Below are 14,335 nucleotides of genomic sequence, written 5' to 3'. Positions count from 1 at the left end.
TGCTAATTGCTTATTTTTTTGTTTTGTTTTTTCTTCATGAATAATGCAGGTTAATATGAACGAAAAATTGCAACCCTTAAAGCTGGTTTTCTTGGTATTGAAATAAGACCAATTTAAAACTTTCCTAGGATTTTTTAGACAAGAATTTTTCCGTGGTCATTTTAATCACAATATAGAGAATAGGAACCACAAATAAACTCAAGAAAGAAGCCACTAACATTCCTCCAAATACTGCTGTACCCAAAGATTGACGACTCCCGGAACCGGCACCAGTAGCTACCACTAAAGGAAAAATTCCCAGTAATGTAGAAACTGCGGTCATTAAAATGGGTCTTAATCTTTCTTGTGCCGCTTCTATAGCTGCTTTAACTAAAGATACACCCTCATCCCGTAATTGGTTAGCAAACTCCACAATCAAAATTGCATTTTTACTAGCCAAACCAATCAACATTACTAAGCCAATTTGACAGTAAACATCGTTAGCAAACCCTCGTAATGATTGCGCCGCTAGTGCTCCCAAAATAGCTAAAGGAACAGCCAAAATGATAATCAAAGGATCGATGTAATTTTCGTACTGTGCTGCCAATACTAAGAACACAAACAATAATCCTAACCCAAAAATAATCGGTGCTAAACCGGCTGATTCTAGTTCTTCTAATGATGTACCAGACCATTCGTAACCAAAACCTGGGGGAAGGACTTGTTTTGAGACGGTTTCCATCGCTTCTATGGCAGCACCGGAACCCACACCTGGTGCTGGACTACCGTTAATTTCCACAGAACGGTAGAGGTTGTAGTGGTTGATGGTTTGCGCTCCAGTGGTAGCAGTTAAGGTGACTAAATTAGATAAGGGAACCATTTGATTAGTTTGGGAACGCACATATAGTTCACCGATGTCTTGGGGGTTAGCCCGAAACTGTTTATCTGCTTGCACATAAACCCGATAGGTGCGCTGTTGTAGGGTAAAATCGTTGACGTAGCTCGAACCTAACGCTGTTTGTAGGGTGCTAAAAATATCCTCGATGGATACTTGCAAAGCTTGGGCTTTCTTACGGTTAACTTCGATGACAAATTGGGGAGTATTGGCTGAAAAGCGACTGAATGCCCGACCAATAGCGGGGTTTTGGTTCGCAGCCTCCAATAATGGACTCATTACCTCCACCAACTGATTAACGTCTTCCCTTCCCTGTTGATCTTGCAGTTGGTAAACAAAGCCGCCAAAACTGCCTAAACCACGAATAGCAGGGGGGTTGACGGGCAAAATATTGGCTTCGGGTATCTGGCTAAATTTACCCCATAATTTTCCGATGATTGCCTGTGCCGAATGCTGGGGACCTCGCCGTTGTTCAAAGGGGTTTAGGGGGCTAAAAATTACCCCTTGACTGGCACTGCTGCCACCGAAAGCGAACCCACCCACCGCAAAGGTAGCTTTCACGTCGGGTTCTTCTAGGATAATATTTTCTACTTGTCTCATCACCTCGCTGGTGTATTGCAAGGAAACCCCTTGAGGAGCTTGAATAATTGTTATAAAATAGCCTCGATCTTCTTCTGGGGTGAAGGCAGTGGGAATTAGGTTGTATAGCCATACTGTAGCCAATAATAGGGCAACGAACACCCCCACCACCACCAGGCGAAGATGGGAAAGGGTATGTAGCGATCGCTGATATTGTCTCGTTACCCAGTCCAAAAGGTGATTAAATTGATTAAAAATGCTCCCTAATATACCTGGTAACTTCTGTCCTTTTTCTAACAGTAAAGCGCATAAAGAAGGGGTTAGAGTTAGGGCTAAAAAAGTAGAAATAACAATAGAAAAAGCAATCGTTAGAGCAAACTGTCTGTATAAAGCCCCAGTTGTTCCTGGAAAAAATGCCACCGGAATAAACACTGCCATTAACACCAAAGATGTGGCAACAACTGCTGATGATAATTCCCCCATAGCCTTACTAGCAGCTGCTTGAGGAGAAAGATTTTCATCTTCGATATAACGGTTAATTTGTTCAACAACAATGATGGCATCGTCCACCACGATACCGGTTGCCAGGGTTAAACCAAAGAGGGTTAAACTATTAATTGAAAAATCAAATAATTTTATAAAAGCAAAGGTTCCTATCAGGGCTAAAGGAATAGTTAGGGCTGGAATAAGTGTAGTTCTCCAATTTTGTAAAAAGATTAAAATAACCACAACAACTAACCCTACAGCCATAACCAAAGTTTTAACCACTTCTGATAGGGATTCTTCTACAAACTGAGTGGTATCAAAAGCAACTACATATTGTAAATCCGGGGGAAAAAATGCCGACAGACGCTCCATTTCTTCTTTAACCCCTCTCGCAACTTCTAACGCATTTGATCCCGTTCTTTGAGAAATCCCTAACCCTACTGCTTCTTCCCCTCTAAACCTGAGAAAAGAACTGTAATCTTGCGCTCCCAACTCTGCTCTACCAACATCTTTGAAGTAAATTAAACCACCATTGTCATCGGTTTTTAAGAGAAGATTTTCAAATTCTTTAGGTTCTTTTAATTGACTAATCGCTCGTAAATCAAATTGAAATTGTTGACCTTCGAGGGCTGGTTCTGCTCCTATTTTTCCGGCCCCAACTTGTAAGTTTTGTTCTGATAAAGCCGTAACAACGTCTTGAGTTGTTAACCCCCTACTGGCTAATTTGTTGGGGTCTAACCACAGACGCATGGCATAACGACGTTCTCCAAAAATGCGGACATTTCCTACTCCATTGATTCGTTTTAGGGCATCTACTAAATACTGATCGGCGTAGTTACTCAAAAATACATCATCGTAGCGATCGTTATCGCTATATAAACCAATTCCTAACAGTAAAGTATCGGATTGTCTTCTTACTTGAACTCCTGTCCTTTGTACAGCGTCTGGTAACTGAGATTGCACCACAGACACTTGGTTTTGTACGTCAACGGCAGCTAAATCGGGGTTTCTCGAAGAATCGAAGGTAACTGTAATACTACTAGTTCCGCTATTACTACTGCTGGAACTGATATATCTTAGTCCTTCAACTCCGTTAATTTGACGCTCTAAAATATTGGTGACAGCGTTTTCTACTACCTCAGCACTAGCACCATCGTAAGTAGATTCAACTTGAATTCTTGTGGGGGAAATTTCAGGAAATTGATCTAGTGGTAAGTTGAATAAACTAATTAATCCGACTAATAAAATTAGGAATGAGCAAACAGAAGAAAAAACGGGACGTTTAATAAAAAAATCGACAAAATTCATCTTGTTTTAAAACCTTGTTTTAGTTAAAAGTTGTAGTTTCTCACTGCTGACTTTTTAATTCTTGAATTGGCGCACCGTCTCTTAGTTGTAAAATCCCGGCAGTAACAATTTTTTCTCCAGGTTTCAATCCATCGATTACATGATAGTTATTGCCTTGAATTTCCCCCAATTCTATCTGTCTTTGTTCTGCTAGAAATGGTGGAACATCCTCCTGTTTTGAGTCATTGGGTTTAGCCACAAAGACAAAGTTTTGACCTCCTAAACGAGAAACTGCTGCAGTAGGAATTAATATCCCTTGTTTTTGTTTCCAGATGATTCTTGCTTGGGTAAATTGAAGGTTTAATAAATTTCCATTTTGTCCCCGAAAGGTAGCTTTTGCTAATACCAATTGAGAGTCGGCTGTAACATCGGGGGAAATAAAACTAATGTTCCCTCTGGATATCACCTGTCCTTGATTATCGATAATTTCTACAGGTAAACCCAACCTTAGGCGCGAAGCATCTTCGATGGGAACAGATAAATTCAGTTCTAGAACGTTATTAGCGGTTAAACTGGTTAAGGTATCCCCTTGATCCACATAATCCCCTGGTTCTACAGGAATATCGCCAACAATACCAGAAATAGGGGCAACAATAAGAGTTTTACTCACATCCACCTCAGCCCGACGCACCTGAGCGATGGCTTCTGCCACATCAGCCCTAGCTTGAGCTATAACTTCTTGCCGTGGTCCAGTTTCTAATCTACTGAGGTTTTGTTGTTCTCTATCAACCGCCGCTTGTAGCTCCTCTATATCGATAAGGCGGCGTTTTTCTAGCTGAGAGAGGCGACGTTGTGCCTGTTCTAGTTCTGCTGTAGCACTTCGGGCTTCTGTGACGAATTCTTGGTACTCATCAGCGGAGATAGCTCCTTCTTCTTCTAAACCTTCATGCCGCTTCACCCGTTGCTTAGCTAAGTCCGCACTAGCCTCTGCTGCGGTAACTTGTGCCTCTGCTTCAGCGATTTCTTCTAGACTACTGCCGATTTGAGCATTCCTCAGACTAGCTTGAGCCTCCCTTAAACTAGCTCTAGCCTCTTCTATGTCCTCCACACGGTTACCTGCTTCTCGTTCCGCTAAACGGGCTTCAGCGTTGGCTAGTTGGGCTTGAGCCTGTAGTAATTCCGTCTGCCAATCCCTATTGTCTAACTTTACTATGGTTTGACCTTTGGAGACGCGATTACCTTCTTTGATCAAAATTTCTTCGATACGCCCACTAATTTCGGGCCTCAAGACAATTGCTTCATCAGCTTCGAGGGTTCCTATGACCTCTGAGACACTTTTAACTGTTCCTGTGGCGATTGTTGCCAATTTTACCGAGGTAGCAGGGGTTTTTTGGGCAAAAGCTCCCGATGATGGGTTATTATGCTCTTGGGTCATCCACCAAGTTACTCCGAAACCTGTTCCGGCCAGGATAACTAAAAAGCCCAAAATACTTGGCCAAGGTTTCCTCTGAGGGGGTACATTTTGTTGTGAAGACATTTTTTTTATTTCCGTACTAGACAATTAGGCACTGGGGTAAATTTGAAGAGTGTTCACTCTTATTTTTTTTGTACTGTTTGTTTTTTTGTGGTATGTTGTCTTTACATTTCTTAATATAACAATTATGAAATCCCCTTTAACATAATTTCAAGGTGTAAAATTTGCTCTAATGTCGGATTTTCCCATTGACGGATTTGTAGCTTTAGATGTTCAACATTTACCATAACCTAATTTTATAGAACCCCAGTTCTCTATATACCTAGTAATATTGATTAAGATTAACCCCTAACATCCATGGCTAACATGACCGCTAAAGTTCCAGTTTCTGTACTCATTCCCGCTCTGAATGAGGAACTTAATTTACCAGCTTGTTTAGAAAGTGTTGCTCGCGCAGACGAGGTTTTTGTGGTGGATTCCCAGAGTAGCGATCGCTCCACAGAAATTAGTCAAGAGTATGGAGCCAATGTAGTTCAGTTCGATTTTAACGGACGTTGGCCTAAGAAGAAAAATTGGTCTTTGGAAAATTTACCTTTTCGCAATGAATGGGTTTTAATTGTCGATTGCGATGAACGCATTACCCCTGAATTGTGGGATGAAATTGAAGAGGTTATTAAGGGGGATAATTACAATGGATATTATCTCAATCGTAAAGTATTTTTCTTAGGAAAATGGATTCGTTATGGCGGGAAATATCCTGACTGGAATTTAAGATTATTCCGTCATAAATTGGGACGTTACGAAAACTTAAATACAGAGGACATTCCCAATACAGGGGATAATGAGGTCCATGAACACGTTATTTTGGAAGGAAATGTAGGCTATCTCAAAGAGGATATGCTACATATTGATTTTCGTGATATTTATCATTGGTTGCAGAGACATAACCGTTATTCTAATTGGGAAGCGCGAGTTTATTACAATATATTGACAGGACAGGATGACAGTGGCACCATCGGAGCTAATTTATTTGGTGATGCGGTTCAAAGGAAAAGATTTCTTAAAAAGATATGGGTCAAGCTTCCTTTTAAACCCCTGTTGAGATTTGTTTTATTTTATTTCATTCGTTTAGGGTTTTTAGACGGACAAGCTGGCTATATTTATGGACGCTTACTGAGTCAATACGAGTACCAAATTGGAGTAAAGCTTTATGAATTGCGACAATTTGGAGGCAAACTAAATCTTGATGGAAACTATCAAGAACCTGATTCCAAAGCAACTTCAGAACCCCTGAAAGTAAAAGCATAAGCCAACTTTGATGTTCAATAAATAATGGAACTAGATCCCAACTTTTCCCCTATTATGGACGATAATCCTTGGGTGGATTTACGTCAATATGACCAATCCTGGTACGATCGCGGCCGTCCTGGATGGTATGTACTATGGTGGTGGTTAGTACAATCAGTTGTCTTTCCCCTGAGTTTACACAACGCCAATGGCTTTCGTTGTTGGTTGTTACGTCGTTTTGGGGCTAAGATAGGAAAAGGGGTAATTATTCGTCCCACTGCCCGTTTTACCTACCCTTGGAAAGTAAACATCGGGGACTTTTGTTGGATTGGGGATGATGTGGTTTTCTATAGTTTAGAAGCTATAAATATTGGTTCTCAAACCGTTGTTTCTCAGAAAAGTTATTTGTGTACAGGAAGCCATAATTTTCAAGATCCAACCTTCGGTTTAATCGTTAAACCTATCACTATTGGTAACGGTGTTTGGATAGCCACTGATTGCTTTGTTGCCCCTGGGGTTAAAATAGGTTCTAATACAGTTATCGGTGCTAGAAGTAGCGTTTTTAAGGATATTCCTGCAGGGATGGTTGCCTTGGGTACTCCCTGTAAACCCCATTATCCTAGAGAAATAAAAGTTTAATTCTTTTGTACGGAACTGTAGTTAACGTCAGCATTTAGCTATGTTGCTGAAAACTAACTGGGTTCCAATATGCAATTATAAGCATTCAGCCGTCAGCTTTCAGCTAATAGGTTAAAGTATCAATTTTAGCTTATTTTTGATCAATACAGAAAGTAAGCTGATAGCTGACTACTGATAGCTGAATGCTTACTATTTAACACTGTTTGAGATATCCTAAGTTAACCACAATTTTATCTATAAACCTTCTCAATTCTGAGGCTGGTAAGTCAGATTGATTGACGATTATACTAAAAGCTAAAGGGGAATAATTTGGGGGATTTACGTAACCCGATAGAGAGGAAGTTCCCGATAATGTTCCTGTTTTTGCTTGTATTTTTGCTTCTATAACTGTGTCTTTAAAGCGATTTTTAAGAGTTCCTTCGACACCACCAATAGCCAAAGAATCACGATAAATCATAGATTCTGGGCTATTCGCCATTAGGTTTAGTAGGTTGACTAATGTTTCTGGAGTAACCAAGTTATGACGGGACAAACCCGAACCGTCTTTCAAATGATAAGAATTAGAATCTAATCCCAACTCGGCAAGAATTTCTTTTAAGTTATCAATAGAAGCAATTTCTACATTATTATCAACTAAAATATTGAGCAAGCTTTCTGCATAGAGATTATTGCTATCTTGGTTTGCTTTGGTGATTATTTCTTGTAAAGTGTTTGAGCTAATTTCTATTATTTTATCTAAATTTTCTGTTTCATTATCTTCGTGGATAACCTGAGAATTAATTACCTTTATCCCTTCTTTTTCTAAGTAAAATTTTAATGAATTCAAAAAATATTCTCCTGGTTTAACCACTGCCATTCCAAAAATATCGGGTTCAGAATCAATTGCTAAACCCCCAGTAATTGTTAATAGAGGTTTCTCAAAAGCACGGTTAATGGAAACAGAATAGGGACTATCTTCTTCATTGGTTACGGTTTGATTATCAATTTGCCATTGTTGAGATGCAATGGGATCGGACCATTCTATTGCTAATTTTTTTCCTAAATCTTTGGTTTTTAAGGTTAAAATAACCGCATTTTCATTAAGAATTAGTTTATTAACTGCTGGTGCATAATAAAACTGTATATCTTCCCATTCCCATGTGGGATTAATGGATTGATTATTAAAAGAATTATCTTGGACAATTAAATTATCAATAGTTTGAACTCCTTTAACCCTTAACTGCTTCGCCAAAGTTTCTAACTGTTCACTACTTAAAGTAGGATCACCTTTTCCCACAACTTTTAAAACCTTTAAATTAGGAGATGTTCCCGAAGCATAAATAGGGGTTTTGATTTGATAATTAGATCCAAATTTAATTAAGGCTGCTGCTGTTGTTAGTAATTTAACGTTAGAGGCAGGAATAAAATATTTCTGAGAATTTAACTCGTATAATGTAGTTTTATTATCTAAAGTTTTAACTAAAATACCCCAATGCGATCGCTTTAATTCCTCTTGTTCTAAAATAGTATTTATTTTGCTCTTTAAATCAGCTTCACAAACCGATGTATTTTGTTTGTTACGGTTTGCAGTAGAACTGATTTCCTTAGCTTGTAGAGGCAAAAAAAACATAAAAGAGAAGGATAGAATAAGTCCAAATATTCTAACCCTTCTCAACCCGAGATAATAAAAATTCATCAGCTCCTCTTAAGATTTCCAGTTATAGCAGTTTTCATTTGCATAGATTATGAAATTTCTAGTTTTGAGGCAGAAGGCAGAAATAAAATTTTAGGTTGTTCCATTTAATTAAACATCCCTATTGTTCAACCTGAGTTCGATATATAGAAGTTCAAAAAAGACTTAACACCGTCCTCCGAACTCCTAACCCCGAACTCAATTTAACTTACCGCCAATCATCCCAATTATCGTTAAAAATCGAAGTATTAGGAAAATTGGTGGGGTTATCATTAGCATCTAACCTTTGCCGTAATTCCTGTAACTTTTTCGAGCGAAAAATAGGTTCTTCAACTAATTGATAGGGTAAAAGTTGTTCCTCGATGGCAAAAGCAGCAGTGGTTCCGGCCGCTGCTCCAGATGACCATTCAAAAGAGTGTACTCGATAAGCCGCCGCTGCAATATGACTAACCGCAATACTCTTACCAGTAACAATCAAATTATCGATATTTTGGGGCAACATAGACCGTAAAGGAACCTGGAAAGGATAAGCTTGACCCTGACCAACTCTTTCCCCCTTACGCTCTGTATTACCTGGTTTTTCTGCGGGATATTCTGTCATGCAAGGGTGAAAATCGATCGCATAATGACCAATTCCCAGAGAGTCTGGATAAATAGTCGATCGCTTGCGTCGGGTAATTTGTTCAGGGGAAGCGTCCCCACGGAGAACCTTAAACCCTTCCAAACCAGCTAAAGCTGCGTGTAGACGACGATAGGTTGCAGGAGAGAGATTTGTTTTATAAAAATCGTCCTGATAGTTACGACGAGAAATATCGATTTCATTGACCATAAATCCGTTTTCGTAGAGAAAAGACTCTCGGCCAATAATTCGCCTTGCTTCGCGCATATAGGGGTATTTAGATAAACCGTGAACCGTTCCCATAGGAGAATCTAACCCCTTCATGTAAACGTGATAGGGATCAGGGGTTTTTACCCCATCCCCCAACTGAGAGTCCGTATCTCCACTCACCAACCAATAAAAATAACCGATGGAGTGTTCTTCCCCTTTCCGTAGGGTTTCTGTGCGTAACCCACCCATCCATTTTCCGGGTTCCAGTTGACCCATTTGTTCTAATTGTTCCCGGGTATAGATGAGGTTATCTTTAGCGGTTCCGGGACGATAATCATTCCCCCAAGTCCAATTTTGCATGGAAATATCCCCAGGAGTGGGAACTGTGAAGCTTAGACCACCGAAGGTCTTTTGTTCTCCCTTTTGAGGACTCCAAATACGACGATAGGTATAGACTAAATCAAAATCCGCTAACCGTTCCAACTCGTAACTATAATAAGGAGCATACTGAGCATAAAAATCCGGTAATTGATGTTGTTGGGGTTCTGCGGTTGTTTCCATTGCAAAGGTATATGTGAACCCTTGGGTGCAATAGGGATCGCCACTGGTACTAGAAGAAGAAGGTTCTAAATAAGAACGGGGATCGATACCCAAACGGTAGGGAACATCAGCTAAAGCAATAATTTCCCCGGTTTCCGTAGCTTCGATAACATACCAATCCGCCGGTTCTGCTTTATCGTGGGGTTTAGGAACAAACTTAATAATAGTTTTGTTAAATAATTCCGAATCTTCGTAGGTATAAGCATCCTCGATGGTTTGGGAGAGGGGATAGGTATTTAGGGGAGCCGCGCCATCTTTGGGACTGTGCTGAATAGCGATCGCACTCATGATCTGTTTTCCCGTTCCCCCGTTGGGATTTTTTTCAATGGATAAATCTTTAATCACCGTGGATGGGAACCAGTTAAGTTGTCCCCTTCCCTTTCTAGCTGCGTCTTCCAACATCCCTTTAAGGATTTTATGACCATCTTCCGGGATAAAGCAAGACTCGCTAACCCAACAGTCTCCAGGGTTTAGTTCTCCGTAATAGTCTTTGAGCCGCTCTCGTAATTCCAGATAACCCCGTGGATAGATTAACTGAGTTCGCTGTGTGGGACGTTCATCGAGAGCAGAAGTCCCTTGAGAAGAGAGTTGTCCCCCAACCCAGTCAGTGATCTCCGTTAAACAGACGGTTTTACCAGCTAATAATCCTTCATAAGCTGCACCGGTTCCTGCTAGTCCCCCACCCACAACTAATAATTCACATTCTACGGTTTTATCGGGGTTTCGGGGTGGAGTGGCTAAGGTTAAAGGGGTTATCACCTGCCACATCACTAAAGTCAAAGGAAGGGTAGAAAAACAGCGACGGATACGATTAAGCATAGTCTATGAGGAGAGATTATCTAAATTATTGTGTCAGTTTCTTTTTACTTATAGAGTGAATTGACTTATTGCGAGTTCCCTCATATTTATCAATGATTTTTATTAGTTTCCCTAATATCCGAACTCCTAGCAACGAACTCAAACTGTCTATTTTATGCAGGGGGTATGGAGGAGGCATTTCGTCCCCCATTGGGGGGTTTGGGGGGCTAGTCCCCCAATAAAACCTATGATTCTCAGATGAGATTTTGATGAAAAAAGATATAACCAGAAACTGGGGAAGCATGAAGCATACTTTTTTTTCCTGCTATTTAACCTGATGGATATTGACATCCTGAACTAGCCCAACACTTTATGATACAGATTCAAGATGAGAGTATACGGTAAGCTACAAGTAGCTATTTATTCTTGTTATTCTTTACTTTTAGAGGATTTTAGAGATATTTTTATGGGGACAGGGCAAGAGAAGCTAACGCAATTAAAAAATGTCAGCGAATTTTTCAATGAGGCGTTGAAGTTAAAAGAGAATGATGTTGTCAAAACTATTGCCGAAGGGATAACAAATGCAACTCCTTGGTTTCAAGAGATTGCTAAAAATGCTTCTTGGGTGAAAGACGTTACCGAAGCTGCGGAGGGTACCATCCCGTTGCTGCCCTTTTTCTTGAAGTATGCTCAGTTGTTGACACTAGAACGAGATCCACAAAAACAAGGATATAACGCTTGTACCTTAGCTTATAATCGCGCTATTCAAGAGGCTTTTTTTAATTTTAGTATGAAACTTCAGCATATTAAGCCCCGTGCTAATGTGAGAATAATAAGTAAGAAAAATCCTGAAAACATTGACATGACAGGGTTTAAGTTAGACAATACGTCCCTATATCATGAGTTCATACAGTATGCTGATGATGCTTTTTATCAATTTGCTGAGATTAATGAAATAGATCAAAAACTGACTAATCAGCTATTAAAAAATATTCGTAGTTCTTTTTTTAGTAATTTACGCCTGTTATTAGTTCATCCTTATACAGAAAAAGAGTTTTCTGCTTTTAAAGCATTAACATTTCTTGACAATAGCAAAACTAAACTTGAGAAAATTTTAGATCGACATTTAGAGTATCAATGTTGGTTATTTAATGAAAAAAATGTTTTTCGTTCGGAACCTTTTGCTTTAAATCATATTTATCTTAACACTGAGTGCGGGACTTTAAAATATTCAGAAATTAAAAGTCAAACGACAAACAAATCTGGGGATTTAATAGATAATCAAGATAGTGAAAAACTGAAGAATCCCTTTTCAGAAAAAGATGCCAAAAGAGTGGATTTATTAAACACAGTTTTAAAATACATGGGCAAGAAAAAATTTAATGAGCCTATTATAATTCAGGGAGTTGCAGGGTCAGGAAAATCATCGTTTACTCTTAAATTAGTTGAAGAATTAAAAGAGCAAGGCTGTTATCCTATTCGCATTTTATTAAAAGATTTGAATCTCATAGATAATTTTAAAGATGCTGTTCCCTATGCCCTTAAATTTGGGGAAGAACACTTTGGTCAATCCAGTTGGAAACCCATTTTTGATGGCAAGTGGTTTTCTGAATTAGTGAATCCTGCCAATGGAGAAGCCATTAAATTTGGTGAAGATAACACCGAAATTTCCCCTTATGTTTTTATTTTTGATGGTTGGGATGAAATCAGCACCGCAGCCAATCAAGGATTTAGAGATAGTATCGATCAATTATTAAATGATATTAGAGATACTTTAATTGAAAAACGGAATGGATATACTCCTATACGAGTTATTGTTACTGGTCGTCCCACCGTTGATGTAACCAATACCAAACTATTGAGAAAAGATACCCCTATTCTCACCATTAGACCTTTAAGACCTGAACAATTAAAAACTTATATTGACACCTTTCAAAAAGCGAATCAAACTAAACCTTTGTTACCTCTATTTTCTAGTCGATTCCAACTCCAAAATAGCGACAACAAAATCATCAATCCTGAATTTATTAAGAAAATTATAGACACTTATCAACAGGCATTTACACTACTAATTAGCGAGCATAAACAGGATAATGTTTCAGAATTAAAGGGAAGTTTAGCAGTATTAGGCTTACCATTACTCGCTTATTTAACCCTCACCTTAATGTTAGAGATTAGTTCAGAAGAAGAACTAAAAGCCCTGATTGATAATCCCACCAATTTATATCGAAAACTAATCGATAAAACCTGTAACGGTTCAGGAAAAGCCGTTGCAGAACTTGAAGAAGACAATCATTTTCAATTATCGGGGAAAGATTTGAGGGGGTTATTATGGAAAACAGCCCAGGCAATTACAGATTTAGGAAAAGAATCTATTTCCCGTGAAGAATTGAGGTTAAGATTATTTCCCGAAGCAGATGATGATGATGACCAATTAGAAGAAATTATTGAAGAAGCTACCGCCAATAATAAGTTAAGTTGTTTAATTATTAGTTTCTTCTTCAAAGAAAGTGCAGGAGAAGGGTGTAAATTTCTCCATAAATCTTTTCGAGAATATTTATTTGCTGAAGCAGTAATCGAAGAACTGAAATGGTACGGTAAAAATCCAACAGTTGCCAAGGTTTATGAACATAATCCTCAAAAGGGTTATCAAGAGCGAGAACTTTACTGGCAAGATTTTAAGAAAGATGACCCCCGATGGAAATTAACCCGTTATCTCTCAAAACAATTTGCTACCCATTGGGTTTCCCCAGAAATTAAAAGTCATCTTCTCAGTTTATTAACTTGGGAAATGGAACGGTCAGCTAAACAGGAATCTAATCAGCAATCTGTCTCATCTTTATCCACTGAACCCATTTTCAGACAACAGTGGGAATACATCAGGGATGGATTAGCGGATGTTTGGGATTGGTGGGGTGAAGGGGTATTTATGCGTTCTCAAGCTAGAATTAAGAAGGGTGATAAACACTTTGATGCCCCTTATGTGATGCAGTTGGCAGAATGGTGCTGTCCTTTGGATTCACAGGCATGGAAACCCAACCTTCCAGCCCCCGTTCGTCATGTTACGGTGGACAGTAAATTAGGGGATGCTTTTTTTCATCTAACAGCAATCGTTCATGGACAACTGTACGATTACGCCAGGCAAAAGGTTTCTCCTTCAATAGATATTAGTACAATTGAGCCAAGGCAACGACGACGCTATCAAACAGAACAAGTGGCCCGAGATGGAAACAATAAAGAAATTTCCTTGATTCAGTTTGCTCCCAGTGGGGAGAATGATCAGTATTTTCGCAACTATTGTCATCGCATTAATGCTACGGGTTTGAGACTCCCTTTTGATTTCCCCGGTCAGGTTTGGGCAAGTTTAGTTAACCTCTCAGGAGCCGACATCTCAGGGGTCAACCTCTATAGAGCCAACCTCAGTGAAGCCAACCTCAGTGAAGCCAACCTTTCAGGAGCCGACATCTCAGAAGTCAACCTCTATAAAGCCAACCTCAGTAAAGCCACCCTCTCAAGAGCTACCCTCTCAAGAGCTACCCTCAGTAAAGCCATCCTCTCAGGAGCCGACATCTCAGGAGCCGACCTTTATAGAGCTACCCTCGGTAAAGCCACCTTCAGTGAAGCCAAACTTTCTGGAGCCGACTTCTATGGAGCCGATCTCTATGGAGCCGAACTTTCTGGAGCCGATCTCTATAAAGCCAAACTTTCTAGAGCAAAAAATCTACCATTAGAGCATATAAAAAATAAAACCAGGAATTGGTATCTTCTCAAAAAGCCAGGGGTCACTCGCTGCGAAAACTTAGGCCAAAC

The 14,335-nt window shown here is 39.4% G+C and carries 7 protein-coding genes; 3 read left to right on the top strand and 4 right to left on the bottom strand.

Annotation, left to right across the window (positions count from 1 at the left end):
* Nucleotides 1-124 precede the first annotated feature (124 nt).
* Both P9B04_RS03250 and P9B04_RS03245 read right to left on the bottom strand, forming a co-directional pair.
* Nucleotides 125-3,247, bottom strand: coding sequence for an efflux RND transporter permease subunit (locus P9B04_RS03250; protein WP_342053564.1), 3,123 nt, complete (start codon nucleotides 3,245-3,247; stop codon nucleotides 125-127).
* Nucleotides 3,248-3,287: 40 nt separating this feature from the next.
* Nucleotides 3,288-4,763 (bottom strand): efflux RND transporter periplasmic adaptor subunit, encoded by a 1,476-nt coding sequence (locus P9B04_RS03245; RefSeq protein WP_342053563.1) that lies wholly within the window; start codon nucleotides 4,761-4,763, stop codon nucleotides 3,288-3,290.
* Between the two features lie 294 nt (nucleotides 4,764-5,057).
* Here P9B04_RS03245 and P9B04_RS03240 point away from each other — a divergent pair, with 294 nt between their 5' ends.
* Together P9B04_RS03240 and hpsU are read left to right on the top strand one after the other, a co-directional pair.
* On the top strand, nucleotides 5,058-6,008 hold the full coding sequence (locus tag P9B04_RS03240) for a glycosyltransferase family 2 protein (RefSeq protein WP_342053562.1): 951 nt from the start codon (nucleotides 5,058-5,060) through the stop codon (nucleotides 6,006-6,008).
* Nucleotides 6,009-6,032: 24 nt separating this feature from the next.
* Nucleotides 6,033-6,626 (top strand): hormogonium polysaccharide biosynthesis acetyltransferase HpsU, encoded by a 594-nt coding sequence (hpsU, locus tag P9B04_RS03235; RefSeq protein ID WP_342053561.1) that lies wholly within the window; start codon nucleotides 6,033-6,035, stop codon nucleotides 6,624-6,626.
* 193 nt (nucleotides 6,627-6,819) lie between these two features.
* Here hpsU and dacB read toward each other — a convergent pair whose 3' ends face one another.
* Both dacB and P9B04_RS03225 read right to left on the bottom strand, forming a co-directional pair.
* On the bottom strand, nucleotides 6,820-8,235 hold the full coding sequence (gene dacB / locus P9B04_RS03230) for a D-alanyl-D-alanine carboxypeptidase/D-alanyl-D-alanine endopeptidase (RefSeq protein ID WP_342053560.1): 1,416 nt from the start codon (nucleotides 8,233-8,235) through the stop codon (nucleotides 6,820-6,822).
* Between the two features lie 271 nt (nucleotides 8,236-8,506).
* Nucleotides 8,507-10,546 carry an FAD-dependent oxidoreductase gene (locus P9B04_RS03225; protein ID WP_342053559.1) on the bottom strand — a complete coding sequence of 680 codons (2,040 nt, stop codon included), beginning with the start codon at nucleotides 10,544-10,546 and terminating at the stop codon, nucleotides 8,507-8,509.
* 367 nt (nucleotides 10,547-10,913) lie between these two features.
* On the opposite strand from P9B04_RS03225, the gene P9B04_RS03220 reads away from it, so the two are divergent.
* A partial coding sequence (locus P9B04_RS03220; RefSeq protein ID WP_342053558.1) for a pentapeptide repeat-containing protein occupies nucleotides 10,914-14,335 on the top strand: 3,422 nt, incomplete at its 3' end.

This window comes from Crocosphaera sp. Alani8 (genome assembly GCF_038442745.1).
Classification (GTDB): domain Bacteria; phylum Cyanobacteriota; class Cyanobacteriia; order Cyanobacteriales; family Microcystaceae; genus Crocosphaera.
The sequence above is the reverse complement of the archived record's forward strand: the minus strand, read 5'-3'. Positions and strand labels throughout refer to the sequence as shown.